The sequence below is a fragment of the Flavonifractor sp. An82 genome, assembly GCF_002159265.1.
Lineage (GTDB): Bacteria > Bacillota > Clostridia > Oscillospirales > Oscillospiraceae > Flavonifractor.
Map to the genome: position 1 here is coordinate 24,121 of NZ_NFHG01000015.1, position 25,860 is coordinate 49,980.

The 25,860-nt window shown below is 62.4% G+C and carries 25 protein-coding genes; 15 read left to right on the plus strand and 10 right to left on the minus strand.

Going from position 1 to position 25,860, the window contains the following annotated elements:
• The first annotated feature begins 3 nt into the window (after window positions 1-3).
• The 5 genes from vorB (at window position 4) to buk (ending at window position 4,491) form a co-directional block, all read left to right on the plus strand.
• On the plus strand, window positions 4-1,086 hold the full coding sequence (vorB, locus tag B5G34_RS13510) for a 3-methyl-2-oxobutanoate dehydrogenase subunit VorB (RefSeq protein ID WP_087338515.1): 1,083 nt from the start codon (window positions 4-6) through the stop codon (window positions 1,084-1,086).
• Window position 1,087: 1 nt separating this feature from the next.
• Window positions 1,088-1,825: a thiamine pyrophosphate-dependent enzyme gene (locus tag B5G34_RS13515; RefSeq protein ID WP_087338518.1), complete on the plus strand. Its 738-nt coding sequence runs from the start codon at window positions 1,088-1,090 to the stop codon at window positions 1,823-1,825.
• 15 nt (window positions 1,826-1,840) lie between these two features.
• Window positions 1,841-2,386: a 2-oxoacid:acceptor oxidoreductase family protein gene (locus B5G34_RS13520; RefSeq protein WP_087338521.1), complete on the plus strand. Its 546-nt coding sequence runs from the start codon at window positions 1,841-1,843 to the stop codon at window positions 2,384-2,386.
• Between the two features lie 98 nt (window positions 2,387-2,484).
• Window positions 2,485-3,396 (plus strand): bifunctional enoyl-CoA hydratase/phosphate acetyltransferase, encoded by a 912-nt coding sequence (locus B5G34_RS13525; RefSeq protein WP_087338523.1) that lies wholly within the window; start codon window positions 2,485-2,487, stop codon window positions 3,394-3,396.
• A gap of 12 nt (window positions 3,397-3,408) precedes the next feature.
• Window positions 3,409-4,491 (plus strand): butyrate kinase, encoded by a 1,083-nt coding sequence (gene buk / locus B5G34_RS13530; protein ID WP_087338526.1) that lies wholly within the window; start codon window positions 3,409-3,411, stop codon window positions 4,489-4,491.
• Window positions 4,492-4,573: 82 nt separating this feature from the next.
• On the opposite strand, the gene B5G34_RS13535 is transcribed toward buk, so the two are convergent.
• Window positions 4,574-6,505 carry a bifunctional UDP-sugar hydrolase/5'-nucleotidase gene (locus B5G34_RS13535; protein ID WP_087338529.1) on the minus strand — a complete coding sequence of 644 codons (1,932 nt, stop codon included), beginning with the start codon at window positions 6,503-6,505 and terminating at the stop codon, window positions 4,574-4,576.
• A gap of 240 nt (window positions 6,506-6,745) precedes the next feature.
• Between B5G34_RS13535 and infC the strand changes: the two genes are divergently transcribed.
• The 5 genes from infC (at window position 6,746) to B5G34_RS13560 (ending at window position 10,213) form a co-directional block, all read left to right on the plus strand.
• Window positions 6,746-7,327, plus strand: coding sequence for a translation initiation factor IF-3 (gene infC / locus B5G34_RS13540; protein WP_087338532.1), 582 nt, complete (start codon window positions 6,746-6,748; stop codon window positions 7,325-7,327).
• A gap of 39 nt (window positions 7,328-7,366) precedes the next feature.
• Entirely contained in the window at window positions 7,367-7,570 is a 204-nt protein-coding gene (rpmI, locus tag B5G34_RS13545) for a 50S ribosomal protein L35 (protein WP_087188806.1), read from the plus strand.
• Between the two features lie 40 nt (window positions 7,571-7,610).
• Window positions 7,611-7,967, plus strand: coding sequence for a 50S ribosomal protein L20 (gene rplT, locus B5G34_RS13550; RefSeq protein ID WP_087338537.1), 357 nt, complete (start codon window positions 7,611-7,613; stop codon window positions 7,965-7,967).
• A 125-nt stretch (window positions 7,968-8,092) separates the two neighbouring features.
• Window positions 8,093-8,443 (plus strand): BlaI/MecI/CopY family transcriptional regulator, encoded by a 351-nt coding sequence (locus B5G34_RS13555; protein WP_087338540.1) that lies wholly within the window; start codon window positions 8,093-8,095, stop codon window positions 8,441-8,443.
• Between the two features lie 12 nt (window positions 8,444-8,455).
• The gene (locus tag B5G34_RS13560) at window positions 8,456-10,213 is read left to right on the plus strand and encodes a M56 family metallopeptidase (protein WP_087338543.1); all 1,758 of its coding nucleotides are present in this window, start codon (window positions 8,456-8,458) and stop codon (window positions 10,211-10,213) included.
• A gap of 59 nt (window positions 10,214-10,272) precedes the next feature.
• Here B5G34_RS13560 and B5G34_RS13565 read toward each other — a convergent pair whose 3' ends face one another.
• The 9 genes from B5G34_RS13565 to B5G34_RS13605 all read right to left on the minus strand — a co-directional run bounded on the left by B5G34_RS13565 (window position 10,273) and on the right by B5G34_RS13605 (window position 19,150).
• Window positions 10,273-10,878, minus strand: a complete 606-nt coding sequence (locus tag B5G34_RS13565; protein WP_087338547.1) for an ATP-binding cassette domain-containing protein — start codon at window positions 10,876-10,878, stop codon at window positions 10,273-10,275.
• Window positions 10,875-11,804: an ABC transporter ATP-binding protein gene (locus B5G34_RS13570; protein ID WP_087338550.1), complete on the minus strand. Its 930-nt coding sequence runs from the start codon at window positions 11,802-11,804 to the stop codon at window positions 10,875-10,877. The genes B5G34_RS13565 and B5G34_RS13570 overlap by 4 nt, the downstream gene beginning before the upstream one ends.
• A gap of 12 nt (window positions 11,805-11,816) precedes the next feature.
• Window positions 11,817-12,641 carry an ABC transporter permease gene (locus tag B5G34_RS13575; RefSeq protein ID WP_087338552.1) on the minus strand — a complete coding sequence of 275 codons (825 nt, stop codon included), beginning with the start codon at window positions 12,639-12,641 and terminating at the stop codon, window positions 11,817-11,819.
• Window positions 12,638-13,630 (minus strand): ABC transporter permease, encoded by a 993-nt coding sequence (locus B5G34_RS13580; RefSeq protein ID WP_242957053.1) that lies wholly within the window; start codon window positions 13,628-13,630, stop codon window positions 12,638-12,640. The genes B5G34_RS13575 and B5G34_RS13580 overlap by 4 nt, the downstream gene beginning before the upstream one ends.
• 26 nt (window positions 13,631-13,656) lie before the next feature.
• Window positions 13,657-15,228 (minus strand): ABC transporter substrate-binding protein, encoded by a 1,572-nt coding sequence (locus B5G34_RS13585; protein ID WP_087338557.1) that lies wholly within the window; start codon window positions 15,226-15,228, stop codon window positions 13,657-13,659.
• A 16-nt stretch (window positions 15,229-15,244) separates the two neighbouring features.
• Window positions 15,245-16,552, minus strand: a complete 1,308-nt coding sequence (gene larC, locus B5G34_RS13590) for a nickel pincer cofactor biosynthesis protein LarC (protein WP_087338560.1) — start codon at window positions 16,550-16,552, stop codon at window positions 15,245-15,247.
• On the minus strand, window positions 16,549-17,307 hold the full coding sequence (gene larB / locus B5G34_RS13595; RefSeq protein WP_087338563.1) for a nickel pincer cofactor biosynthesis protein LarB: 759 nt from the start codon (window positions 17,305-17,307) through the stop codon (window positions 16,549-16,551). The genes larC and larB overlap by 4 nt, the downstream gene beginning before the upstream one ends.
• A 4-nt stretch (window positions 17,308-17,311) precedes the next feature.
• On the minus strand, window positions 17,312-18,055 hold the full coding sequence (larE, locus tag B5G34_RS13600; protein ID WP_087338566.1) for an ATP-dependent sacrificial sulfur transferase LarE: 744 nt from the start codon (window positions 18,053-18,055) through the stop codon (window positions 17,312-17,314).
• Window positions 18,056-18,223: 168 nt separating this feature from the next.
• Complete coding sequence (locus tag B5G34_RS13605) at window positions 18,224-19,150, minus strand: LysR family transcriptional regulator (RefSeq protein WP_087338569.1); 927 nt, start codon at window positions 19,148-19,150, stop codon at window positions 18,224-18,226.
• A gap of 127 nt (window positions 19,151-19,277) precedes the next feature.
• Here B5G34_RS13605 and B5G34_RS13610 point away from each other — a divergent pair, with 127 nt between their 5' ends.
• The 5 genes from B5G34_RS13610 to B5G34_RS13630 all read left to right on the plus strand — a co-directional run bounded on the left by B5G34_RS13610 (window position 19,278) and on the right by B5G34_RS13630 (window position 25,849).
• The gene (locus B5G34_RS13610; RefSeq protein WP_087338572.1) at window positions 19,278-21,848 is read left to right on the plus strand and encodes an FAD-dependent oxidoreductase; all 2,571 of its coding nucleotides are present in this window, start codon (window positions 19,278-19,280) and stop codon (window positions 21,846-21,848) included.
• A gap of 290 nt (window positions 21,849-22,138) precedes the next feature.
• Window positions 22,139-22,708, plus strand: coding sequence for a glycerol-3-phosphate responsive antiterminator (locus B5G34_RS13615; RefSeq protein WP_087338575.1), 570 nt, complete (start codon window positions 22,139-22,141; stop codon window positions 22,706-22,708).
• 111 nt (window positions 22,709-22,819) lie between these two features.
• On the plus strand, window positions 22,820-24,244 hold the full coding sequence (locus B5G34_RS13620; protein ID WP_087338578.1) for an NAD(P)/FAD-dependent oxidoreductase: 1,425 nt from the start codon (window positions 22,820-22,822) through the stop codon (window positions 24,242-24,244).
• A 4-nt stretch (window positions 24,245-24,248) separates the two neighbouring features.
• The gene (locus tag B5G34_RS13625; RefSeq protein ID WP_087338580.1) at window positions 24,249-25,508 is read left to right on the plus strand and encodes an FAD-dependent oxidoreductase; all 1,260 of its coding nucleotides are present in this window, start codon (window positions 24,249-24,251) and stop codon (window positions 25,506-25,508) included.
• Window positions 25,505-25,849: a DUF1667 domain-containing protein gene (locus tag B5G34_RS13630; protein ID WP_087338582.1), complete on the plus strand. Its 345-nt coding sequence runs from the start codon at window positions 25,505-25,507 to the stop codon at window positions 25,847-25,849. The genes B5G34_RS13625 and B5G34_RS13630 overlap by 4 nt, the downstream gene beginning before the upstream one ends.
• The last annotated feature ends 11 nt before the right edge of the window (window positions 25,850-25,860 follow it).

The following is a 25,860-nucleotide window of genomic DNA, read 5'->3' on the forward strand; positions in this document are numbered from 1 at the left end:
AAAATGGCAAGAGTATTTATGAAGGGCTGCGAGGCCATCGCCGAGGCGGCCGTGCGGGCTGGATGCCGGTTCTTTGCCGGTTATCCCATCACCCCGCAGAATGAGATTCCCGAGTATTTTTCCCGTCGTCTGCCCGAGGTGGGCGGCGTCTTTGTCCAGGGCGAGTCTGAGGTGGCTTCCGTGAACATGGTGTACGGCGCCGCTTCCGCCGGCACCCGCTCCATGACCTCCTCCTCCTCTCCCGGAATCGCCCTGAAGAGCGAGGGCATTTCCTACTGTGCCGCCGCCCGCATTCCCATGGTGTACGCCAACATCTCCCGCGGCGGCCCCGGCGTGGGTTCCATCCAGCCCGCTCAGATGGACTACTTCCAGGCCACCAAGGCTTCCGGCAACGGCGGCTTCCAGATGATGGTCTTTGCCCCCTCCACCGTCCAGGAGGCCGTGGACATGACCTACAAGGCCTTTGACTACGCCGACCGTGACCGCAACCCCGTCCTCATCCTGGCTGACGGCGTCATCGGCACCATGATGGAGCCCGTGGTCCTGCCCGAGATGAAGAGCGACGAGGAAGTGGCCGCCATCAAGGAGTCCAAGAAGGGCTGGGCCTGCATCGGCCACAAGCTGGACTACGCCAACCGCTCCTGGATCCAGCCCGGCCAGTGGCAGACCACCGTCATGCAGCAGGTCAACGAGGACGCCGCCGCTCTGTACGAGTCCTGGAAGAAGGACGTGCAGGTGGAGGAGTACCAGGTGGCCGACGCTGAGATCGTGCTCACCGCCTACGGCATCTCCGCCCGTATCTGCAAGTCCGCTGTGGACCTGCTGCGGGCCGAGGGTATCAAGGCCGGCCTGATCCGTCCCATCACCGTGCACCCCTTCCCCTACGAGGCCTATGACCACATCGACTACACCAAGTGCAAGGCCGTGCTGGATGTGGAGATGTCCATCCCCGCCCAGTTCGTGGCCGACGTTGAGGTGGGTGTGAAGGACCGCTGCCCCATCGAGACCTGCCTGTGCTCCGGCGGCAACATCATGAGCCGTGACAAAGTCATTGCTGCGGCCAAGAAGATCATGGAGGGGAAGTAAGATGGAAAAGATCTACGGAAGAACGAAAACCATCCAGGAAGATAAGGTCTCCGGCTTCTGCCCCGGCTGCATGCACTCCACCGTCATCAAGCTGATTGGCGAGGTCCTGGAGGAGATGAACCTGGTTGACAAGGCCGCCTGCGTGCTGGGCATCGGCTGCTGCGGCCTGCACATGGACTACATCGCCTACGACAACACCACCGCTCCCCACGGCCGCGCCTGCGCCGTGGCCACCGGCATGAAGCGCACCAACCCCGACTCCCTGGTGTTCACCTATCAGGGCGACGGCGACTTCGCCTCCATCGGTCTGGCCGAGTCCATCTCCGCCGCCAACCGCGGCGAGAACATCACCGTCATCTTCATCAACAACGGCATCTACGGCATGACTGGCGGCCAGATGGCCCCCACCACTCTGATCGGCATGAAGGCCTCCACCGCGCCCAAGGGCCGTATCGCTGAGGAGCACGGCTACCCCATGCACATGTGCGAGATCCTCAACCAGCTGACCGCTCCCGCCTACCTGGTGCGCACCAGCTGCAACACTCCCGCCAACGTGAACAAGACCAAGCAGGCCATCCACAAGGCCTTCCAGAACCAGCTGGACGGCAAGGGCTTCTCCATGGTGGAGATCGTCACCAGCTGCCCCACCAACTGGGGCCTGGATCCCCTGAAGTCCCTGGACTACATCGAAGAGAAGATGCTGCCCGAGTTCCCTCTGGGCGTCATCCGGGATCGGTAAAGGAGGTACGCGAATATGGAAACCAATCTGTGTGTGGCCGGCTTCGGCGGCCAGGGCGTTATGACGCTGGGCAAGTTCCTGGCCGACGCCACCTGCAATTCCACCGACAAGAACGTGACCTTCTTCCCCTCCTACGGCGCTGAGCAGCGCGGCGGTACCGCCAACTGCTTCGTGGTCATCTCCGACGAGACCATCGGCGCCCCTCTGGGCGACGTGATGGACGACCTGATCGTTATGAACGGCCCCTCCCTGAAGAAGTTTATCGGCACCCTGAAGAGCGGCGGCACCCTGTTCATCAACAGCTCCATCGTGTCCGACGACATCGGCCGTGACGACGTGAAGCTGGTAAAGGCTCCCGTCACCGAGCTGGCCCTGGAGATGGGCAACGCCAAGGTGCTCAACGTCATCATGCTGGGCGTCTACGTGGGCTACACCGAGGTCATTGACCCCGCCATCGTGTGGAACACCATCGAGCACAAGCTGGCCTCCAAGCCCAAGCTGCTCCCCCTGAACAAGCAGGCCTTTGAGAAGGGCCTGGAGCTGGGCCGCGCCCAAAGATAACTTCCGCCTATGCGGGCGCACGGCCTCCTGTGCGCCCGCATGGTCTATGGGGCGTCTCCCGCCCTTCCATTTACAATTCCGGAAAGGAGATCTTCCTTATGGTATTCCATAATTTTGATGAGCTCATCGCCCACGTGAAGGGCAAGCCCAACCGCGCCCGCATGGCGGTAGCCGCCGCCGGCGACGAGCACACCCTCCAGGCTGTCCTCCGTGCCCGCGCCGAGGGCATCGTTACCCCCGTGCTGGTGGGCGACAAGGCCATCATCGATCAGGTCCTGGCCGAGCTGGGCGAGACCGTCCCCGCCGAGGACATCTATGACGAGCCCGACCTGGCTGAGGCCGCCCGCAAGGCGGTGGCTCTGGTGAAGGAGGGCAAGGCCGACTTCCTGATGAAGGGCCGCCTGGACACCTCCGTGCTGCTGAAGGCTGTGGTCAACAAGGAGAACGGCCTGGGCAAGGGCGGCGTCATGAGCCACTTCACCGCTTTTGAGGTGCCCACCTACCACAAGCTGCTGATGCCCGTGGACGGCGGCATGGTGACCTACCCCACTCTGGAGCAGAAGAAGGCCATCATCGAGAATACCGTGGGCGCTCTGCGTGCCATGGGCTACGACAACCCCAAGGTGGGCATTCTGGCCTGCGTGGAGAAGCTCAACCCCAAGATGCCTGAGACTGTGGAGGGCGACGCCCTGAAGCAGATGAACCAGAAGGGCGAGATCACCGGCTGCGTGGTGGAAGGCCCCATCTCCTACGACTGCGCCGTCAGCAAGGAGATCGCCGACTTCAAGGGCTTTGAGAGCCCCGTGGCCGGCGACTGCGACGTGCTGGTTGCCCCCAACATCCACGCCGGCAACATCATGGGCAAGATGCTCACCGTCACCTGCAAGGCCAAGATGGCCGGCTTCATCGTGGGCGCCCAGTGCCCCATCGTCATGACCAGCCGTGGCTCCTCCGCCGAGGAGAAGTACCTGTCCATCGTCATTTCCGCCGCTGCCGCTCAGAATCAGTAAGGAGGGACCTCAATGGAACGTCTTTTGATCCTCAACCCTGGCTCCACTTCCACCAAGCTGGCCGTTTTTGACGGCGAGGAGCCCCTGTTTGTCGAATCCATCACCCACTCCGCTGAGGAGCTGGCTCCCTTTGACTGCGTGGCCGACCAGTATGAGTTCCGCCGGGACCTGGTGCTGGACTGCCTGAAGCGCCACGACATTGCCCTGGAGTCCCTCACCGCTATCGTCTCCCGCGGCGGCCTGCTCACCCCCATCGAGGCGGGCGCCTACGAGGTCAACGACGACATGGTGTGGCAGCTGAAGAACAAGCCCCAGAACGAGCACGCCTCCAACGTGGGTGCCATGATTGCCCGCTCCATCAGCCTCCAGCTCAACATTCCCGCTTACATCTATGACGGCGTCACCGTGGACGAGCTGCTGCCCATCAACAAGATCACCGGTCTGCCCCTGCTGCGCCGCAAGGGCATGGGCCACAACCTGAACACCCGGGCCGCCGCCATGCGCTACGCCCGTGAGAACGACAAGTCCTATGAGGATATCACTGTCATCGTGGCCCACCTGGGCGGCGGCATCTCGGTCAACCTGCACCACAACGGCAAGGTGGAGGACTTCATCAACGATGAGGAGGGCCCCTTCTCCCCCGAGCGCGCCGGCGGCCTGCCCATGTTTGATGTCATCAAGATGTGCTTCTCCGGCGAGTATGACTATAAGAGCATGATGAAGCTGGTGAAGAGCAAGGGCGGCCTGCTGGCCCACCTGGGCACCACCGATAGCCGTGAGGTGGAGAAGATGATCCAGGACGGCAACGAGCACGCCAAGCTGATCTACGACGCCATGATCCTCAACATCGCCAAGAACATCGGCAAGGTGGCTCCCGGCGTGTGCGGCAAGGTGGACGCCATCCTGCTCACCGGCGGCATCGCCTACTCCAACTATGTGACCAGCGAGATCGAGAAGCGGGTCTCCTTCATCGCTCCCGTGGTGGTGTACGCCGGCGAGGACGAGATGCGCTCCCTGGCCCTGGGCGGCCTGCGGGTCCTCCGCGGCGAAGAGAAGGCCAAGACCTTCGTCAAGAACGAGAACCCCGGTTATTGATTCCTCCAGCATCCCCGCTGAGTTGAATAAAAGGAGAAGGTCCCTGCGGTTTTCCGCAGGGATCTTCTCCTTTTCTGTTTCTTCAGCCCCGGTAGCGGCGGTAGCCGCTCCCCCGGCGTCCGCCGTAGCGGCGGCTCCGGCGGGTAACCAGCCGGTGTACCACAAATACCACCAGGGCGATCACTACCAGCACCACCGCCAGAGCGACAGCACCGATCAGATTCAGCCCCTTCAGCAGGCTTACCGGATTCCAGGAGGCATCCAGCACCTTGCGTCCCTCCGGGGCGGCATAGCGCTGGTCCACCGTGCCCATGGACCGCAGGTAAGTGGCCAGGGCGTACCACTCCTTCAGTTCGGAGCCATTGGCGTTGTAAATGATCTGGTCCTCAAAGTTGGTAACCTCGTTGCCCTGGGCATCCTTGGGGGTGATCGTCAGGATGCCGAAGGATTTGTCGTTGACGGTACCCAGCATCTGGCCGGTGTACAGCCCGGTGACTACCCGGTAGAGCTTGTCATCCTCCAAAGGCACCGTGGTACCGTCAGGCAATACCTGGGCGCAGTCGTTCACCCGGTTGAGGAGCATCCGATGGGGGTTCCAGGTCCAGGCCATGCCTGAGCCGTAGATCTGGGCGGCGGGCATCAGGCCGGTCACCGAGGCATCCACCTCAAAGGCGTCCTTCAGTTCACGGCCGGTGATCCACACTGAGATCAGCGGGTAGCCCGGGGAGCCGTCCGCCCCTGACCCCAGGGAGGACACATTAAATACGTCCGATGTGGTGATCTCCCCGGCGGAGAAGGACTCACGGATCACCCCCGCTGCCACCACGGCGAAGTCCACCGGTACATAGTCCTCCCCCTCGGCCTGTTGGACGGCATATACATAGGAGTCGGCAATCAGATTGCCCAGAGTATCCTCCCTGTGTTCCTCCGCAAACCGGGAGATGGGGGTAAAATCGAAGTCCGACCGGGCCAGCACCTGGTCAAAGGTCATGCCGAACTGAGAGAGGTACTCCTCCTCCACCAGAGGCTGGAAGGACTGGGCCAGCCGCTCCATCTCTTCATCGGCGGGCACCGTCTCGTCCACCGGCACCAGCCGGTAATCCACCACCTTCTTCTCCCCGTTGGGCTGCCACTCCAAGTTGAGAACACCCAGATTGGTGGTATATTCACCGCAGGAGACAATGAGGGTGCTGTTGACCCGTATGGGCTCTGTCAATGTGGAATGGGTGTGGCCAGAGATGATGACGTCGATGCCGTCCACCGCCTTGGCCAGCTCATAGTCCTCACCCTTTTTCCCGTCGGTACCGCTGTGAGAAAGACAGATGATAAAATAGGGCTCGCTTCGCTCCTCCAGCTCCTCCTGCAGCGCCGCCACCGTCCGCTTAGCCGCGTCGGCAATGGGTTCAAATTCCATGCCTGACATGGGGGCGTAAGCGTCGGCATTCTCTCCCATCAGGCCAAAAATGCCATAGTTGATGCCGCCGCGGCTGAGGATCACATAGTCCTCCACACCGTAGTGCGCCATGGCCTGCTTCAGCTCCTGGCCCCCGGCCCCGTCCAGCACGGTGCCGTTGGACTGCACGATGGCAGGCACCGGACTGCCGCTGGAGGCTGCTGTCTCCAGCATCTGGGCCAGGCCGGAGGCCCGGTAGTCAAACTCGTGATTGCCCAGGGTGGTCACATCATAGCCCATGGCGCCCAGAGCCTTCAGCTCGGGGGCCTGGGTGGCGTAAATGGTCTGGAACAGGGTGCCCATGGAGAAGTCGCCCCCGTCCACCGTAATGGCGTCGGGGTATTTTACCCGCTCCCGCTCCAGCAGGGTAGCCAGCCGGGTATAGCCGCCGTACTCCCCTCCGTCCTCTGAGGGAGCGGGATAAAAATGGTCATGGGTATCGTGGGTAAACAGGATGGTGCTTTTATAGGTAGGCGCATTAGCTGACGCCGCGCAGGCCAGCGTCAGCAAAAAAATGACAAAAATTGCCGCAAATAGCCGTTTCAGGCCATAACGTACCATAATTCTCCCTCCTCACCTCCCATTCTGCCACAGTTTTCTCCAAAAGGAAAGCATAAAATAAGGCGGATTTTTCTCATAATTTGTGCTTGACATTACCTCTCCACGCTGATATACTGTTATGGCACAATAAAGCAGGAAGGTACCCCCGTCCTCACCTCCAGCACTCAGCAAAGAGGTCAACATGGTCAGCGGCGCGTCGTGTGTGCGGCGTGGCTGTTCTGTTGTGGCGCGGGTACCGGAATGGTAACCGCGTTTTTGTATGCAGCAAAGAATTGGAGGTGCTTTCGTATCAGCAAACAGGGTCATCAGATCAACGAAGAGATCCGCGACAAGGAAGTCCGGCTCGTCTCTGACAGCGGCGAGCAGCTGGGTATCATGTCCGCCCGTGAGGCGCTGGAGCGCGCCATCGAGCAGAACCTGGACCTGGTGAAGATCTCTCCCAACGCCGTGCCCCCCGTGTGCAAGCTCATGGACTATGGCAAGTACAAGTTCGAGCAGACCAAGCGGGAGAAAGAGGCCCGGAAGAACCAGCACGTCGTGGAGATCAAGGAAGTCCGTATGTCGCCGGGCATCGACGTGAATGATTTTAACGTCAAGCTCCGCAACGCCCAGAAGTTCCTGAGCCAGGGCAATCGGGTGAAGGTCACCGTCCGCTTCCGCGGCCGCGAAATGGCCCACACCGATATCGGCAAGGGCCTGCTGCTCAAGTTTGCGGAACAGTGCAGCGAGGTGGCCGCGTTGGACAAGGACCCCAAGCTGGACGGACGGCATATGTCCATGTTCCTCTCTCCCAAGGTTGCTAAGGACGGCAAAAAGTCCTGACGCCATCCCTGAAATCCAAAGACAAAGGAGTTAACCACCATGCCTAAACTGAAAACTCACTCCGGCGCGAAGAAGAGATTCAGCCTGACCAAGTCCGGCAAGGTCAAGCGCGCCCATGCGTTCAAGTCCCACCTGCTCAACGGCCACGGCAAGGACACCAAGCGTAAGAGAGGCCTCCGCGCCGGCGCTTATGCGGACAAGACCAACGAGCCCGCCATCAAGCGCATGATCCCCTACAAATAAGATAATTTCTACTTTACCTTAACATAGGAGGCTTTTTACAATGGCTAGAGTTAAAGGCGCGATGATGACGCGCAAGAGAAGAAATAAGATCCTCAAGCTGGCCAAGGGCTACTGGGGCGCCAAGAGCAAGCACTTCAAGATGGCCAACGAGCAGGTCATGAAGTCCCTGACCTACGCTTACACCGGCCGTCGCCTGAAGAAGCGCGACTTCCGCTCTCTGTGGATCACCCGTATCTCCGCCGCCTGCAAGCTGAACGGTATGAACTACTCCACCTTCATGAACGGCCTGAAGAAGGCTGGCGTGGAGATTAACCGTAAGATGCTGGCCGAGCTGGCTGTCAACGACAAGGCCGCTTTCACCGCTCTGACCGAGATGGCGAAGGCTCAGCTGGCCTGAGACTGATACAAAAAATTCCTGTGTTTCTCTCCGGAACACAGGAATTTTTTTATGCTCTTGACAGCGCTTGTCTAATAGGATAGACTATCCTCAGAGAGTCTATCCAGTTAGACAAGGAGGCACCTATGGAAACGCCCAAGATTTTTGAAAGCGAATACCGGTTTTGTCTCATCCTGTGGGAGCATGAGCCGGTGACCACCACGGAACTGGTCAAGCTGTGCCAGTCACAACTGGGGTGGAAGCGCACCACCACCTACACCGTCATCAAGCGGCTGGGGGAGCGGGGGGTGCTGCGCAATCAGGACGGTCTGGTCACCGCCCTCATCTCCAAAGAGGACGCTCAGGTGTCTGAGATCGACGAGCTGATGGAGAAGAAATTCCAGGGCTCCCTGCCCGCCTTTCTGGCTGCCTTTGCCCGCAGGCAGTCCTTGTCCAAGGACGAGGTGGAGGAGATCCGGCGCATCATTGAGAAATAAGGAGGTACCGCGATGGAAGAGCTGTTCCTGACGGTGGTCAACCTCAGCCTCACCGCCGGCTGGCTGGTGCTGGCAGTGCTGGTGCTGCGGCTGCTCCTGCGCAGAGCTCCCAAATGGAGCTTCTGCCTGCTCTGGGCCCTGGTGGCCCTGCGGCTGGTCTGCCCCTTCTCCATCGAAAGCACCCTGAGCCTGATCCCCAGCGCCCAGCCGCTCCCCCGGGACATCCTCTACACCGCCGCCCCGGAGATCCAGAGCGGTATTCCCGCCCTCAACAGCGCCGTCAATCCTGTTCTCCAGGAGGTCCTGGCTCCCTCGCCTACCGCCAGCGCCAATCCCACGCAGATCTGGTCCTTCCTGCTCTCCCAGGTGTGGCTGGCGGGCATGATCCTTCTGCTGCTCTACGCCCTAGTCAGCTGGCTGCTGCTGAAGCGCCGCCTGTCCACCGCCACCATGCTGGAGGGGAACATCAGGCAGAGTGAGCGGGTAGCTTCTCCCTTCGTGCTGGGGCTGTTCCGCCCGGTCATCTATCTGCCCTACCACATCCCAGAGGGCGATCTGTCTTATGTTTTGGCCCATGAGCGGGCCCACATCCGCCGGCTGGACCACTGGTGGAAGCTGGCAGGCTATGTGCTACTGGCGGTCTATTGGTTCCACCCCTTGATGTGGGTGGCCTATGTACTGTTCTGCCGGGATATGGAGGGGGCCTGCGACGAAAGAGTCATCCGGGCCTTGAGCACGGAAGAACGGCGGGGCTACTCCACCGCCCTGCTGAATTGCAGCATCCGCCGCCGGCCCGTGGCCCCCTGTCCACTGGCCTTCGGGGAGGCAGTGGTAAAGAGCCGGGTAAAAGCTGTGATGAGCTATAAAAAACCTGCCTTCTGGGTGGTGATTATCGCCCTCGCTGCCTGCGTCATTGCCGCGCTGTGCTTTCTGACCAGTCCCAAGGAGCCCACCGTCTATGATGTTTTAACTCAGGACGGCTATGCGGTTCTGAGCCAGGAACAGGTGGAACTGACCCTTACCGTCCCAAAGTCCGCCCTGACGGATGACTGCTATACCGGCAAGGGCCACACCTTTGCCGACGGTCAGGTGGTGGTCTGGCAGGACGATTCCACCACCATCTATCTTCACAATGTCATGCCCTCCAATGAGCGCGAAGACTTGCTGTATATGACCTTTGACTGCTCCTATCGCTTCTCCAACTATGGCAGCTTTGTCTCCCCCTTGAAGGCATCGGAGGATTCCTCCGTCAGCAACGAATGCACTTTGCGGAGCAAGTCCCTCCGGGACGGGACTACCGCCTACCCGGACGCCCTCAGCCTGCGGGGCTATGGTCCCGGCACCAAGTTTACCTTCTATGTATCCAAAGAGGCCTGCATGGCCGCCAGAGACACCCTTATGATCGACATAACATGTAACCAGGTCCAGTACTATGAAACCTCCGGAGAACAACTTTCTCCTGTGGGGTATTATCGCTACGAAGGGGAGGGCTTCGGCGGTGATTTTACCCTGACGCTCAGGGATGACGGCTCTTTCACCTACTACGAAGGGGGCCTGAGCAGCTATATCGGGGCGGGCCAGTGGTCTGTCTCCGGCAATATCCTCACTCTGGAGGATGAGACCGGCATTACCAGGGTCAACTGTTTCCGCATGGAGGGGGATGATCTGATCTTCCAGGCGAAAGACTCCACCAATTTTATCTATATCAAAGTAGACAACGGAGCACAGTTCCGCAGAATCGGTGATCCACCAGTCAACGCCTTCCCATAATGCACCCACAAACAAGAACGAGGCCGGCAAGTGAGTATACTCACTTGCCGGCCTTTCTCTTACACTAAACTCTGCACCCGGGTGCACAGCTGCTCCAGCAGGGCGCTGTTGTGGCTGACGATCACCAGCCCCAAGTCTCGCTTCTCCGCCTGCTCCAGCAGGAAGGCCCAGATCTGGGCCTGAGTGATGAGGTCCAGCATGGCGGTGACCTCGTCACACAGCAGGTACTTTACCCCCGGCCGCAGGGCCCGGGCAATACAAAACCGCTGGAGTTCGCCGCCGGACAGCTCGGTGGGATACCGCTCCAGCCAGGCGGGCTGGATGTGAAGGGCCTCCAGCAGCCCCTCCTCCACCGGTCCACCTTCTTTTAGCGTATCCCCCAGCTTCATCAGCGGGTCCACCGCCGTCTCCGGGTGTTGCCAGATCATCTGCACCGGGCAGATCCCCCGATACTCCCTCAGCGGCTTGCCGTCTACCAGCACCGTGCCGCTGTCCGGCTTCTCATAGCCCGCCAGCAGCTTGCATAAAGTTGTCTTACCCCGGCCACTGGGTCCTGCCAGGCCCACCCGCTCGCCGGGGGCCACCGTCAGGTCCAGGCCGTCCAGTACCTGCTTGCGGCCCTTTCCCCGATAGCCAAAGGTAAGCTGCTTTGCTTCCAGACTCATGCCGTCCCTCCTTCCGGATACAGGCAGCGCACCCGCCCGCCGTCCACTTCTCGATAGGGCACCGGGCCCAAACACTCGGGCCGCCCTTTGGGACAGCGGGGCGCGAAGGGGCAGCCCTCCCCCACCTCGCCGGGCCCGGGCTGGGCCCCCAGGATGGGCACAAAGCCGTTCTGAGGCAAGGCGTTCCACAGGGCTTTGGTATAGGGGTGGCGCAGCCTGCCTGCCGTAAAGTCGGCGGCATCGGCCTCCTCCACTGTCTCACCGGCATAGAACACCGCCACCCGGTGGGCGATGGAGAGGGCCAGCTCCAGGTCGTGGGTGATGAGAAGCACCCCTGCTCCTCCGTCGGCCAGCTCCCGGAAATGCCCCAGCACCCGCTTGGCTGCACGGGCATCCAAACCGGGGGTGGGCTCATCGGCGATGACCAGCCGCGGAGTCTCAGCCGCCGCCGTAGCAATGAGCACCCGGCGGGCCATGCCGCCGGACAGCTCAAAGGGATAGCACTCCTCGGTGTCCGCCCCCAGGCCGTACCGCTCCAACACGGCCCGGCTGACCTGCCGGGCAGCTTGGTCCCGGCGGCCCTTGCGGATCTGAGGTCCCACCTTCATCAGGGGGTCCAGGTAGGTCACCCCCTGGGGCACCAGGACGATCTCCCTGCCCCGCACCTGCTCCGCCCGCTTGGGGGTAAGAGGCCGGCCCAGGAAGGTGATCTCCCCCGCCATGTGGCTGTTATAGGGCAGGATGTTCAGGATGCCGTGGGCCAGCAGGCTCTTGCCCGAGCCGCTGGACCCCACCACCGCCACCACCTGTCCGGGCTCAATGGTCAGGGACAGATCCCGGAGCACCGGCAGCAGCACCTGTCTGGCCCCCCGCCCGTACTGGGTGAAGGAGATGGACAGGTTTTGGACTTGTAAAATCGGTTCCATATCCACCCCTCCTTACGCATGTACGCTGGCCGGGTCCAGCAGCTTCCGCAGCTGCTCCCCCATGGCGGCAAAGAGTATCACAATGAGCACCAGGCTCAGGCCGGGGAACACCGCCAGCCACCACTTACCAGTGGTGAGGTAGCTCATGCTTTCCGACAAAATCACGCCGATGGCAGGCTGCTCCGGGGACAGGCCGAAGCCCAGGAAGGTGACGCTGGCCTCGTGGAGGATGGCGTGGGGAAACTGGAGCACCAGCCCGGTGAGAAACTGAGGCAGCAGGTGGGGCAGCATGTGCCGCCGGGCGATGGTCAGCCGGGACACCCCCAGCTTTTCCGCCGTGCGGACATACACCGCCCCCCGCAGCTGGAGCACCTCCCCCCGGATGACACGGGCCAGGGAGGGCCAGTGGCTGAGGGCCACTCCGGCCACCACCCCCACAAAGCCCTTGCCGAAAGCCAGGGAGATGAGCATGACCAGCAGGATGTGGGGGATGCCCATGACCAGGTCGATACACCAGGAAATGATTGCGTCCACCCACCCGCCGAAGACGGCGGAGGCCACCCCCAACACCAGGGCGATGACTGCGCTGACAGCAGCGGTCAAGAGACCAATACGGATGCTGAGGGACAGTCCGGTAAGGGTGCGGGAGAGCATATCCCGGCCCATCCAGTCGGTACCGAAGAGGAACTGCCCGCAGGGGGCCAGATTTTTGCGGGAAAAGTCGGTGACCATGGCCTGCCCGCTCAACAAGCCCCCGGCCACCGCCACGGCGCACAGCACCAATGCGGCAACCGCCAGCAGAAGGAGGGCGTTTTTCCGCCCGTTCCAATGTCTCATTTCCGGGCCGCCCCCCTTCTGATCTTGGGGTCTACCACGCCGTAAAGCAGATCGGCAATCAGGTTGCCGCCGAAGACGATGGCGGCGCTCACCACCGTGATGCCCAGCAGCAGGGGCAGGTCGGAGCCCAGGCCGGCGTTGACGGCGGCCTGACCCAGGCCGGGATAGGAGAACACCTGCTCCACCAGCACCGAGCCGCCGAAGATCTCACTGATGGAGGCGAATTGCAGGGTGATGGCAGGCAGAGCCACGTTGCGCAGGCCATGACGCAGGACGATAGACCGGACGGATTCTCCCCGGGCCCGGGCGAAGAGCACATAGTCGTTCTCCATGATGTCCCCCATCTTCTCCCGGGTATGCATGGCGATGTTGGCCACACCGGTGATGCTGAGGGTAAGGGCAGGGAGAAAGGCGTGGTAAAGCCGGTCGGCCAGGGTGACAGAGGCGGCATCCGCACCGATGGGCACCGACAGCCCAATGGGGAACAGTCCCAGCCAGACTGAGAAGATGACCAGGAGCAGTAAGGCCAGCCAAAAAGCTGGGGTACTGGAGATAATCCAGCAGTAGCCCCGTATGATTTTATCCACCAGCCTTCCCCGATTGGCCCCTGCAAGGACACCCAGGGTCAGACCCAGCACGCCGGAGATCACCCAGGCAAAGGCCATGAGCCACAAGGAATTTTGCAGCCGCTGGCCAATGACCTGGCTCACCGGCTGGCGGTAGAGCAGAGAGGTACCCATGTCCCCCCGGACAAAGTCCCCCAGCCAGCCCAGGTAGCGCTCCACCGGCGGGGTATTGACCCCCCAGTAGTCCTCCAGCTTGGCGATTTGCTCCTGGCTCATGGTGCCCAGGGCGGCCTGGCCCACGTTGGTCTGCAAGGGGTCCAGGGGAGAGGCCGACATGAGCAGGAAGGCGGCCAGACTGACCCCCAGCAGCAGCAGGGCCATCCGGATCAATTTTTTGCCTGTGAACAGCAGGCGGTGCTTCAAGGGAATTCCTTCTTTCCGGTGGAATATCAGTTCCAGCTCCACTGGTCCACGTTGTTGACGATGGACCAGCCGTGGCCGTGGGGATGGATCTTCTGTTGGGCCACCTGGAGGCCCTCCCGTACCCAGTACAGGTGGCTCACATTCACCAGCCACACCCAGGGAATATCCCCCTCCTGGGTGACGCCGGTGGTGCCGTCCCACTGGGCCTTCTGCCACAGCTCATAGGACTGCTCCAGATCGGAGCACTGGAGGGCCTGATCCATGTAGGAATCCACAGCCGGGTTGGAATAGGGGGAATACTGGGCTGTGCCGGTATCCCCGATGGTGTGATAGATGTTGTACAGCTCCATGGGTGTATGGGCCCCCCAGCCCCAGATAAGGGGCTCGGTCTGGGCCCGGTCATAGGCGGTGTCCCAGCCCACCCCCTCCATGGTGCAGGAGATACCCAGCTCCCCCAGCTGGTTGGCAAAGTCGGCGCACAGGGCCTGCCGCACCGAGTCACTGGTGGGATAGAGCAGGTTGAGGGTGGCCTTCACGCCGTCCTTCTCCCGGACGCCGTCGGCCCCCATGGTCCAGCCCGCCTCATCCAGCAGGGCGGCGGCTCCCTCGGGATCGTACTCCACCTCAGAGGCCGGATTGTACCAGGGCATTTGATCGCACACGCTGTAGGCCGGGGTACCGTAGCCGTTGAGCACGTTGTCGATCATCTCCTGCCGGTCCACCCCGATGTTGATGGCCCGGCGCACCAGCACGTCGCCGGTGAGGGTGCCCTCGATCACCGGCAGGTTGAAGCCCCGGTTATCCACACTGTCGTAGGCCGCCAGTGTATAACCGGTGGGGGCCTGGTCGGAGTAGGTGGCGGAGGTGTAGGCCAGATCCACCTGGCCGGCCTGGACCGCCAGGAAGGCGGCATCCTCCTCCATAAAAAGGATGGTCACCCGCCTCATTTTGGGGTTCTCTCCGTAGTAGTCCGGGTTGGCCTCCAGAATCACCTGCTGGCCCTTGTCCCACTGCTTGAGGATATACCGGCCGGAGCCGATGGGATTGGAGCCGTAGGTGGCGGCATCGTAGGCGTGCTCCGGCACGATGCCCACGATGGCCATGGTATAGGGCCAGATGGAGAAGGGGGTGGCCATGTGGAACACCACGGTGGTGTCGTCCACCGCCTCGGCATGATCCAGCATGGTAAAGTCGTTCACCGAACTGGCGGCTTTGACGGTATTATAGGTAAAGGCCACATCGGAAGCGGTGAGGGGCTGGCCGTCGGTAAAACGTACGTCGTCCCGGATCTTCACCGTCCAGGTCAGGCCGTCGTCGCTGACCTGCACGTCGGTGGCCAGATCGTAGCCGATGGTCAGGTCGGTATTGGTCACCGTCAGGGTAGACTGGATCAGGGGCTCATGGACATGCTCCCCGGCTCCCCATCCGTAGGCGGGGTCGAAACCGGCCTCCGGTTCGGAGGTAGTGCCCATGGCGATGACCACGCTGTCCTTGCTGCCGGTCTGAGGCGTCGTGGTAGCAGCTGTATTGCCGCCGCAGCCTGCCAGCATACCGGCGGCCAAAGCCATACACAGAATCAGAGTCAGAATGCGTTTCATGGATGACTCCTTTCGGTTACAGGCTCTTGTTCACTTCTTTCAGTACCGCCGACAGGGGCAGACCCTTTTCCCGGGCCAGGGCGGCGGCATCTTCATACTCGGGCTTGGCGTGGGAGATACCGAAGCCCTCCGCAGTCTTCACCCGGACCGTTCCCCAGGGAGTAGCCACGGTCTCGCTGCCGGGGGTAAGGAAGTACTTCTCGCACCGGCGCACCCGCAGGCCGTTGGTGGTGGTGTGGCGCAGGACGGCCTGGGCCAGCTCCTGCTCCCTCCCCGCCTCACACAGCACGGTGAGCACATGGCCGGGGCGGCCCTTCTTCATGGTACCGGGGATGGTGTACACGTCCAGGGCCCCCGCCGCCAGCAGCTGCTGGGCAGCAAAGGCCAGGGCCTCGCCGGTCATGTCGTCAATGTTGCACACCAGCTCCACGATCTCACCGTTGCCGCCCGCCTGGCTTTCCCCCCAGAAAGCCCGGACGCAGTTGGCCTGCTCAAACCGGCGGGTGCCCACACCATAACCCACCTTTTCCACACTCAGCACCGGCATGGGGCCAAAGGACTGGGCAAAGTGGGCCAGCAGGGCGGCCCCGGTGGGGGTACACAACTCGCCTCTGATCTCACCGCCATAAGTGGGCACACCCGCCAGCAGGGCGGCGGTAGCGGGGGCGGGTACCGGCATGATGCCGTGGGCACATTTCACGGTGCCGCTGCCCACATGGATGGGGGACACCACGATTTTGTCAGGCTTCAGCAGATAGAGGGCATAGCACACGCCGGCCACGTCGGCCACCGCGTCCAGGGCCCCCACCTCGTGGTAGTGGACCTCCCCCACGGGACAGCCGTGGGCTTTGGCCTCCGCCTGGGCAATGGCATCATACACCCCCTTAGCGTGGGCCCGCACCTCCTCCGGCAGGGGCAGATGGTCAATGAGATGGGCAATGTGGCTGGGGGTGGCATGGTGATGATGGTGATGCTCGTGGTCATGGTCATGAGGATGGTCGTGATGATGCTCGTGGCCGTGGCAATGGTCATGATCGTGATGGTGTTCATGGTCATGATGGTGGTCATGCTCGTGGTCGTGATGGTGCTCGTCCTCATGGTGATGGAGGTGCTCGTCCTCCTCCTCCCCGTGGACAGTGACCTTCATGTGGGTGCCGCTGATGCCGCTGGTAACAGCAGCGGTGGCCTCCACCGCCACGCCGGGCAGGCCCAGGCTGTTCATAGTGGACAGGAAGGCCTCCTTGTCCTCCAGCAGCTCGTACAGGGCGGACATGAGCATGTCCCCCGCCGCGCCCATATTACACTCAATATATAAGGTTTTCATTGTAATCCCTCCATCTGATTGATCATGCTGGCCAGATAACCGGCCCCGAAGCCGTTGTCGATGTTGACCACGCTGCACCCGGAGGCGCAGGAATTGAGCATGGCCAGCAGGGCGGACAGGCCGCCGAAGCTGGCGCCGTAGCCCACGCTGGTGGGTACCGCCACCACCGGGCAGTCCACCAGACCTCCCACTACGGAGGCCAGGGCCCCCTCCATACCCGCCACGGCGACAACGCACCGTGCGCTCATCAGGGTATCCAGGTTGGACAGCAGCCGGTGGAGCCCCGCCACCCCTACGTCGTACAGCCGTGTGACCTTGTTGCCCATCACCTCGGCGGTGAGGGCGGCCTCCTCGGCTACCGGCATATCGCTGGTGCCGCCGGTGGCCACCACAATGTGGCCCAGCTCCTGGCGGGGACCGGGGAAGGCAATGCCCAGCCTGGGGATGGGCCGGTAGTCCAGAGGAACCGACTGCTCCACCATGCGGGCGGCCTCCTCCCCCATGCGGGTGATGAGGATATTTTTACAGCCCCGCTCCCCCATGGCGGCGGCGATCCCGGCGATCTGCTCCGGGGTCTTGCCCGCCCCGTAGATCACCTCCGCCGCCCCCTGGCGGACCGAGCGGTGAAAGTCCACCTTGGCGTAGCCCAGGTCCTCAAAGGGCTGGGTCTTCAGCTCCAGCAGGGCGTCCTCCGGGCTGGTGTTTCCCGCCTGGACCGCCCGCAGCAGCTCCAGAATATCATGCTTGTTGTCCATACGCTTACCTCCCCTTCAGGTCCAGCAGCACGGCTGAGAAGTCCGCCTCCAGTTCCTTTATAATGGTATCATGCAGCTGAACGGCCTTCTCCATCTGGTCCGCCGGGACCTGGATGCGGGCGGCGTCTCCCAGCAGCCGCACCCGGAAGTCGGTAAAGCCCAACCGGAAGAGGGCCTCCTCCCCCCGCTCCACCTTCTCCAAAGCCTCCCGGGTGATGGCGGTACCGGTGGGCACCCGGGTGGCCAAGCAGGCATAGGCCGGCTTGTTCCAGGTAAACAGCCCCGCCTCTTTGGACATCCGCCGCACCTCATCCTTGGTGATGCCGCACTCCCGCAGGGGGGAGCGGACCTCCAGTTCCCGGAGGGCCTGCATCCCCGGCCGGTCCCCGGCGTCGTCGGAGGCGTTGGTGCCGTCCAGCAGCACCGTGTAGCCGTCGGCCGCCGCCCGTTTCCGCAGGGTGGTGAACAGGGCCTTCTTGCAGTAGTAGCACCGCCGGGGACCGTTGGCCGCCGCCTCGGGCACCGCCAGCACGTCGGCCTCCACCACCGTCAGGGGCATGTCCAACTCCTCCGCCAGCCTTTTGGCGTCGGCCAGCTCAAAGGCCGGCTGAAAGGCCGTATTCACATAGTAGGCCCGCAGGCCGCAGCCGTAGGTCTTGGCTGCCCACAGCAGCAGGGCGGAGTCGGTACCGCCGGAGAAGGCCAGCGCCGCCCGGGGAACTTCCTTGAAAAACTGTTCCAGCGTCATACTTGCGCTCCTTTGCAAAAAAAGAAGGTATCCGATCCCCTTCAGGGGAAGAGATACCTTCCTGGTATGATGATACAAGCACACCGGGCTTCTGCATGCGTATACCCCGGCTCTGGCCGGGCGCTCCGGCTTCCTGCCGGAAGTTTGACCGCAATTCCCAGTGTCTATTTACTTTACCATATCGTCCGGCTTCTTGCAAGCTTTTTCCTCGCACCCTTCGGCATACTCCAGGTCCTCAGGGACCAGTTCTCCCAGCACTTCCCGCACCAGCTTCAACACATGGGTCCCCTTCAGGTAGACAAGGCTGAATTCCCGGCTCTCATCCAGGCAGTCCAGATGGAAAAAGGCCAGCTCCGACCGTCCGTCGGCCACCGGTTCGTAGGCAAATGTCACACCGTCACCGTCCGCCACGAAGCGGGTGATGAGGGAAAACTGGTTGGCACAAATCACCCGGGAAAAGAGCTCCAGGGAGTACCCCCGTTCAGCCAAAACGTTTTTCAGGATACCCCGGGTCCCCGAGCCCTCCTCACGCACCACCAGGCACTGTCCGGCCAGCTCCTCCAGGGAGACGGTACGCCCGGCAAAGGGGTGGTCCTTCCGGCACAGCCCCACAAACCGCGCCCGGCGAAACAGGCGGCTGCCAAACTTCTGCCGGTCAAAAGCACCCTCAATCAGGGCAAAATCCAACTGTCCATGCTCCAGCTGATGGAGCAGCACGGCGGTGTTGTCCACTGTGATCTTCAAACTGTCGGCAGAGCGGCGGACGTACTTGCTCAGTGCATCCGCCACCACAAACTCCCCGATGGTCTTGGTGGCCCCCACCCGGATCTCCCGGGCGGTGACCCCCTCCAGCTCCTGCTGGAGCCGCTGCTCATTGTAAAGGGCAGTACGGGCATACTCCGCCACCCGGTGGGCCTGGGGGGTGGCAGACAGCTTCCGGCCGTCATATACAAACAGCTTGCAGCCGTACTTCTCCTCCAGCCCTCTGATCTGCTGGCTCACCGCCGGCTGACTGAGACAGAGCGCCTCCCCCGTCTTCCGGTAGTTCATGGTCTCATACAGGGTCAGAAAGGTCCGGATCCGGTAGTCCACCATCTCTGTCACCGCCCATAAATATTTTCGATCACCTAATAAGTTTTAAAAACTTTCCTTTATTATAATAGGATGTTATACTGTTTACAAGCGCGACTCAAAAATTTGTCAATAAGGATGGGGAATCAGGATGCGTATTCTGGTCATTGGCGGCGTGGCCGCCGGAACAAAAGCTGCGGCCAAAATCAAGCGCGAGGACCGCAGCGTGGAAGTCAAGGTGCTCAACAAGGGAACCGATATCTCCTATGCCGGCTGCGGCCTGCCCTATTATGTGGGCGGCGCCATTGCCAGCCGGGAGGAGCTCATTGTCAACACCCCCCAGAAATATGCCGGTCTCACCGGCGCTGAGGTGGTCACTGGCTGCGAGGTCACCCGGGTGGACCCCGCCGCCAAGACGGTGTCCGGCCTGCTCAACGGCCAGAGCTTTACCGAGAGCTACGACAAGCTGATTATCGCCACCGGCGCCGCACCCGTGGTGCCCGACATGCCCGGCAAGGAGTTGCCCGGCGTGTTCCCCATGCGCACCCCTGACGACGCAGTAGGCCTGCGCAATTATGTACAGGCCCACAACTGCCGCCGGGCCGTGGTGGCGGGCGCCGGCTTCATCGGCCTGGAGATCGCCGAAAACCTGCTCTCCCAGGGCCTGGATGTCACCGTGGTGGACTTCGCCAACCAGATCATGCCCAACGTCTTCGATCCCGAGATGGCCGACTTTGCCCGCCGGAAGCTGAAGGAAGCAGGCGTCCGGGTGATCACCGGCCAGCGCATCCAGTCCATCTCCGGCACTGACAAGGCCACCGGCATCGTCACCGACCTCACCTCCATTCCCGCCGACGTGGTGGTGCTGGCCATCGGCGTGCGCCCCGCCACCGCCTTCCTGGAGGACACCGGCCTGGAGCTCTTCAAGGGTACCGTGGTGGTGGACCGGGAGATGCGCACCAACCTGCCCGACATCTACGCCGCCGGCGACTGCGCCATGGTGCGCAACGCCATCACCGGCAAGAACCAGTGGTCCGCCATGGGCTCCACCGCCAACCTGTCCGCCCGGGCCCTGGCTCAGACCGTTACCGGCACCCCCACCCCCTACGGCGGCTGCCTGGGCACCGGCGTGGTCAAGCTGCTGCCCCAGCTCAACGCCGGCCGCACCGGCTTCACCGAGGTCCAGGCCCGGGCCGAGGGCTTTGATCCCGTCAGCGTGGTGTGCGTCAGCGACGACAAGGCCCACTACTATCCCGGCGCCTCCATCTTCATCACCAAGCTCATCGCCGACCGCAGCACCCGCAAGCTGCTGGGCATCCAGGTTATGGGCGGCGGCGCGGTGGATAAAATGGTGGACATCGCCGCGGTGGGCCTGTATGCCGGGCTGACCATTGACGCCTTCGACACCATGGATCTGGCTTACGCGCCCCCCTTCTCCACCGCTATCCACCCCTTTGTCCAGGCCTGCAACATTCTGGAAAACAAGCTCTCCGGCAAGCTGGATAGCTTCACCCCCATGGAATACGCCGCCGGCGAGGCCAAGGACTACAAGGTCATCGACGCCCAGCCCACCCCCGCCATCCCCGGCGCCCAGTGGGTGGACCTGGCCAAGGTGAACGGTCCTCTGGAGGGCATCGACAAGGACGAGAAGCTGCTGCTGGTGTGCGCCCGGGGCAAGCGGGGCTACTTCCTCCAGAACCGCCTGAAGTACTACGGCTACACCAACGTCAAGGTGCTGGAGGGCGGCGTCACCTTCAATCTGGTCAAGGTGCCCCAGATCTCCGGCTCCAGCCTGCCTCCCACGGAGGTCAAGCGTCTGAAGGGCCTGGGCTGCCTGTGGGATAAACGCACCCCCGACTGCTTCAACGTCCGCGTTATCACCCGCAACGGCAAGCTGACCGCCGCCGAGCACACTGCTGTGGCGGAGGCCGCCGAGAAGTTTGGATCCGGCGAGGTCACCATGACCACCCGCCTGACCATGGAGATCCAGGGCGTCCCCTATGAGAATGTGGAGCCCCTGATCCAGTTCCTCCACAGCGCCGGTCTGGACGTAGGCGGCACCGGCTCCAAGGTGCGACCGGTGGTGTCCTGCAAGGGTACCACCTGCCAGTACGGCCTGTGCGATACCTTCGCCCTCAGTGAGAAGCTCCACGAGCTGTTCTACGTGGGCTACCACGACGTATCCCTGCCTCACAAGTTCAAGATCGCCGTGGGCGGCTGCCCCAACAACTGCGTCAAGCCCGACCTGAACGACCTGGGCATCGTGGGTCAGCGGCTGCCTGAGCCCGACCTTACCAAGTGCAAGGGCTGCAAGGTGTGCCAGATCGAGAAGGCCTGTCCCATCCACGCCGTATCCATGAAGGACGGCAAGGCCATCATCGATCCCGAGGCCTGCAACCACTGCGGCCGCTGCCTGGAGAAGTGCCCCTTCGGCGCCTTCACCGAGAGCACCTACGGCTACAAGGTCTATCTGGGCGGCCGCTGGGGCAAGAAGGTGGCCGCCGGCAAGCCTCTGTCCAAGATCTTTACCAGCGAGGAGGAGGTCATTGCCCTGGTGGAGAAGGCCATCCTCTTCTTCCGGGACGAGGGCCAGACCGGCGAGCGCTTTGCCGACACCATTGCTCGGCTGGGCTTTGACTATGTGGAGGATAAGCTGCTTCACGGCTCCATTGACAAGCAGACCATCATGAATAAGACCGTCATCGGCGGCGCCAGCTGCTGATCCCTCTTTTCCCTGTTTCCCCATCCTCCCGGCGGAACGCCTGTCTTCGGACGGCGTTCCGCCGGGCTTTTTGATTCCGCCTTTGTAAAACTCTCCTAAATTACCCTCCTTCTTTTTGTCTCCCCTGCCGAATTATCAGTTTTCAAAAGGAGCTGCTTGCTTTTCTTTATATACCCTGCTATGATGATAGTGTCCTCTGTGCCAGAGTGTTAGAGTGCGCAAGGCAACCCGGCGGTTGCTTTGCGCTTTTTTATTCTCCCGCTCCCGGGATCGGAAGGGAGGTTCCTGCCATGAATTGCGCAGATCTGCTGGATCTGCTGGCAGACGGGCCGGTCATCGCCGCTGTCAAGGATGACGCCGGACTGGATGCCGCGCTGAACAGCGACGTGTCCCTGCTCTTTCTGCTCTACGGCGATATTCTTACCATTGACAGCATGGTGGCCAAGGTCCACAGCGCCGGAAAAAAGGTCTTTGTCCATCTGGACCTGGTGGACGGTCTGTCCGCCAGAGAAGTGGCCGCCGACTTCATTGCCAGCCACACTGCCGCCGACGGTGTGATCTCCACCAAGCCCGCCCTGACCCGGAGAGCCCGGGAGCTGGGTCTGGTGGCCATTCAGCGGGTGTTCCTGCTGGACTCCATGGCTCTGAAAAACGTGGACCGCCATTTCTCCCAGGAGTCCGCCGACCTGGTGGAAGTGCTGCCCGGCCTGATGCCCAAGATCATCCGACGCCTGTGCCAGAGCACCGGCAAGCCTATCATCGCCGGCGGCCTGATCTCCGACAAGGAGGATGTGACCGGCGCGCTGAGTGCCGGTGCGGTGGCGGTCTCCTCCACCAATCCCGCCGTCTGGGATATGTAAAACTGAACATGCCGTTTCCAGAGAATGAGAGTGAAACAAAGCGGCCCCAACGGGGAGGCTTTGTTTTGCTCTTTTTTATTGGATATCCCTACTTTTTTAGGAGGTCCTGCTATGTATGATGTGCTCATCATTGGCTGCGGTATCACCGGCGCCGCCGCCGCCTTTCATCTCTCCCGCTATCAGCTGAAAATCGCCGTGCTGGAGCAGGAAAACGACGTGGCCGACGGCACCACCAAGGCCAACTCCGCTATTCTCCACGCCGGTTATGATCCCGAGCCCGGCACCCTCATGGCCAGACTCAATGTGCGGGGCGCCCAGCTTGCCAAAGATCTGTGCGCCAAACTGGACGTTCCCTACCTCCCCTGCGGCTCCCTGGTGCTGGCCTTCTCCCCGGAGGATGACGCCACCCTCCATACCCTTCTCCAGCGGGGCCAGACCAACGGCGTGCCTGAGCTCCGGCTGCTCACCGGAGACGAGGCCAGAGAGATGGACCCCAACCTGTCCGACCGGGTGACCTCCGCTCTCTACGCCCCCACCGCCGCCATCTGCTCCCCCTGGGAGTACTGCCTGGCTCTGGCGGAGACCGCCGTGCGCAACGGCGCCGAGCTCCATCTGGATACCGCCGTCACCGGGCTGGAGCGTCAGGAGGATGGCTGGCTGGTCCGCACCAGCAAGGGTGACTTCCGCAGCCGCTACGTGATCAACGCCGCCGGTGTCTGGGCTCAGGCGGTCCACGAGATGGCCGCCCCCGCCACCTTCACCATCCGCCCCTCCCGGGGCCAGTATTTCCTGTTGGACAAGAGCGAAGGGAGCCGGGTGGGCCACGTCATCTTCCAGTGCCCCGGCCCCAACGGCAAGGGCGTGCTGGTGGCCCCCACCGTCCACGGCAACCTGATCGTGGGGCCCGACGCCACCCCGGTGGAGGGGGACGACGTGTCCACCACCGCCGACGGACTGGCCTTCGTGCGGGACACCGCTCTGAAATCGGTACCCTCGGTGAACTTCCGGGAGTCCATCCGCAACTTCGCCGGAGTGCGCTCCTCCACAGACCGGGGAGATTTCATCATCGAGCTGGCAGCCCCCCATTTCCTGGATCTGGCGGGCATCTGCTCCCCCGGCCTTACCGCCGCACCTGCCATCGCCGAATACGCCACCCAGCTGCTTGCTGGCGACGGGCTGGCCCTGGCGGAGAAAAAAGACTTTATCTGCCACCGCCGCCGCACCCGCTTCCATGACCTGTCTCCCCAGGAGAAGGCCAAGCTAGTGGAGCGGGAGCCCGCCTACGGCCGGGTGATCTGCCGCTGCGAGACCGTCACCGAGGGCGAGATCCTGGAGGCGCTCCGCAGCCCCATCCCACCCCGCTCGGTGGACGGAGTCAAGCGTCGGGTGGGCGCCGGCATGGGCCGCTGTCAGGGCGGCTTCTGCGGCCCCCGGGTGGTGGAGATCCTGGCCCGTGAACTGGGCGTGACCCCCGACCACATCGTTCAGGACAAGGCAGGCAGCTGGCTTCTGGCCAGCCAGACCAAGGGAGGTTGAGACCATGTATGATCTGATCGTCATCGGCGGCGGCCCCGCCGGACTGGCCGCGGCCTGCACCGCCTGGGAAAAGGGCGTGAAGCGCATCCTCATCGTGGAGCGGGACAAGGAACTGGGCGGCATCCTCAATCAGTGTATCCACAACGGCTTCGGCCTCCACCACTTCAAGGAGGAGCTGACCGGTCCGGAGTATGCCGGGCGTTTCATTCGCATGCTGGAGGACACCGGCGTGGAGGTGCGGCTGGACACCATGGTGCTCACCGTCACCCCTGACCGGCAGGTCCACATGGTGGGCAAGGACACCGGGTATCATATCGAGGAGGCAAAGGCCATCGTTCTGGCCATGGGCTGCCGGGAACGGACCCGGGGCGCCATCGCCATCCCCGGTCAGCGGCCCGCCGGCGTGTTCACTGCAGGCGCGGCCCAGCGCTACGTCAATATGGAGGGCTGGCTGCCCGGCCGCCGGGTGGTCATCCTGGGCAGCGGCGATATCGGCCTCATCATGGCCCGCCGCATGACCCTGGAGGGGGCACAGGTCCTGGCCTGCGTGGAGGTCATGCCCTACTCCGGCGGTCTGAACCGAAACATCGTCCAGTGTCTCCACGACTATGACATTCCCCTCTATCTCTCCCATACGGTCACCGACATCCGCGGGCGGGAGCGGGTGGAGCAGGTGGTGGTCTCCCAGGTGGATGAACGCCGTCAGCCCATCCCCGGTACCGAGATGGTGTTTGACTGCGACACCCTGCTGCTCTCCGTGGGCCTCATCCCCGAAAATGAGCTGACCCGCCAGGCGGGCATTACCATTGATCCCAGAACCAACGGCGCGGTGGTCTATGAAAATATGGAGACCTCCATGCCCGGCGTCTTTGCCTGCGGCAATGTGGCCCATGTCCATGACCTGGTGGACTTCGTCACCGCCGAGAGCCAGCGGGCCGGGGCTGCCGCCGCCGACTACATCCTGGGCACGGCACAGCAGGACGGCCCGGTGCTGGAGGTGAAAAACGGCGACGGCGTCACCTACACCGTCCCTCAGCACATCCGCCCCAACCGGGTGGACCGGCGGTGCGACCTCTTCTTCCGGGTCAACCGCATCTGCAAGGACAGCCAAATCCGGGTCACCTCGGGCGATACCCTCATCGCCCAGTTCCCCCGGGAGCACCTGGCCCCCGGCGAAATGGAGCACATTGTCCTCCCCCGCACCCTGCTGGACAAGGCGTCGGAAACCATCACCGTATCCATCCAGGAGGTAGAGTCCAAATGAAGGAACTGATCTGTATCGTTTGCCCCAAGGGCTGTCATCTGAAAGTGGACGAAGCACAAAACTACGCAGTTTCCGGAAATAGCTGTCCAAGGGGCGAAGAATATGGTAGAATAGAGTTAACCCATCCTACGCGGGTGGTTACCTCCACCGTTCGCTGCACCGGCGGCGCTCATCCACGCTGTCCGGTCAAGACCAGCGCCCCCATCCCCAAGGCGCTGATCCAGCAGGCCGTCCGCTGCCTGGACGGTGTGGAGCTGACCGCCCCCATCCATACGGGCGACATCGTCGTATCCAACATCTGCAATACCGGTATTTCCTTTGTAGCCACACGAGATCTTTGACCGCGGCCACG

Excerpts from the sequence above, each read along its gene's own strand:
- infC (WP_087338532.1), top strand. The coding sequence starts at position 6,746 with ATGGTAACCGCGTTTTTGTATGCAGCAAAGAATTGGAGGTGCTTTCGT.
- B5G34_RS13610 (WP_087338572.1), top strand. The coding sequence starts at position 19,278 with ATGCGTATTCTGGTCATTGGCGGCGTGGCCGCCGGAACAAAAGCTGCG.
- rpmI (WP_087188806.1), top strand. The coding sequence starts at position 7,367 with ATGCCTAAACTGAAAACTCACTCCGGCGCGAAGAAGAGATTCAGCCTG.
- larB (WP_087338563.1), bottom strand. The coding sequence starts at position 17,307 with ATGGACAACAAGCATGATATTCTGGAGCTGCTGCGGGCGGTCCAGGCG.
- B5G34_RS13565 (WP_087338547.1), bottom strand. The coding sequence starts at position 10,878 with ATGAGTCTGGAAGCAAAGCAGCTTACCTTTGGCTATCGGGGAAAGGGC.
- vorB (WP_087338515.1), top strand. The coding sequence starts at position 4 with ATGGCAAGAGTATTTATGAAGGGCTGCGAGGCCATCGCCGAGGCGGCC.
- B5G34_RS13525 (WP_087338523.1), top strand. The coding sequence starts at position 2,485 with ATGGTATTCCATAATTTTGATGAGCTCATCGCCCACGTGAAGGGCAAG.
- rplT (WP_087338537.1), top strand. The coding sequence starts at position 7,611 with ATGGCTAGAGTTAAAGGCGCGATGATGACGCGCAAGAGAAGAAATAAG.
- B5G34_RS13575 (WP_087338552.1), bottom strand. The coding sequence starts at position 12,641 with ATGAGACATTGGAACGGGCGGAAAAACGCCCTCCTTCTGCTGGCGGTT.
- larC (WP_087338560.1), bottom strand. The coding sequence starts at position 16,552 with ATGAAAACCTTATATATTGAGTGTAATATGGGCGCGGCGGGGGACATG.
- B5G34_RS13535 (WP_087338529.1), bottom strand. The coding sequence starts at position 6,505 with ATGGTACGTTATGGCCTGAAACGGCTATTTGCGGCAATTTTTGTCATT.
- B5G34_RS13615 (WP_087338575.1), top strand. The coding sequence starts at position 22,139 with ATGAATTGCGCAGATCTGCTGGATCTGCTGGCAGACGGGCCGGTCATC.
- B5G34_RS13560 (WP_087338543.1), top strand. The coding sequence starts at position 8,456 with ATGGAAGAGCTGTTCCTGACGGTGGTCAACCTCAGCCTCACCGCCGGC.
- B5G34_RS13520 (WP_087338521.1), top strand. The coding sequence starts at position 1,841 with ATGGAAACCAATCTGTGTGTGGCCGGCTTCGGCGGCCAGGGCGTTATG.
- B5G34_RS13630 (WP_087338582.1), top strand. The coding sequence starts at position 25,505 with ATGAAGGAACTGATCTGTATCGTTTGCCCCAAGGGCTGTCATCTGAAA.
- B5G34_RS13570 (WP_087338550.1), bottom strand. The coding sequence starts at position 11,804 with ATGGAACCGATTTTACAAGTCCAAAACCTGTCCATCTCCTTCACCCAG.
- larE (WP_087338566.1), bottom strand. The coding sequence starts at position 18,055 with ATGACGCTGGAACAGTTTTTCAAGGAAGTTCCCCGGGCGGCGCTGGCC.
- B5G34_RS13625 (WP_087338580.1), top strand. The coding sequence starts at position 24,249 with ATGTATGATCTGATCGTCATCGGCGGCGGCCCCGCCGGACTGGCCGCG.
- B5G34_RS13620 (WP_087338578.1), top strand. The coding sequence starts at position 22,820 with ATGTATGATGTGCTCATCATTGGCTGCGGTATCACCGGCGCCGCCGCC.
- B5G34_RS13555 (WP_087338540.1), top strand. The coding sequence starts at position 8,093 with ATGGAAACGCCCAAGATTTTTGAAAGCGAATACCGGTTTTGTCTCATC.
- B5G34_RS13515 (WP_087338518.1), top strand. The coding sequence starts at position 1,088 with ATGGAAAAGATCTACGGAAGAACGAAAACCATCCAGGAAGATAAGGTC.
- B5G34_RS13585 (WP_087338557.1), bottom strand. The coding sequence starts at position 15,228 with ATGAAACGCATTCTGACTCTGATTCTGTGTATGGCTTTGGCCGCCGGT.
- B5G34_RS13605 (WP_087338569.1), bottom strand. The coding sequence starts at position 19,150 with ATGGTGGACTACCGGATCCGGACCTTTCTGACCCTGTATGAGACCATG.
- buk (WP_087338526.1), top strand. The coding sequence starts at position 3,409 with ATGGAACGTCTTTTGATCCTCAACCCTGGCTCCACTTCCACCAAGCTG.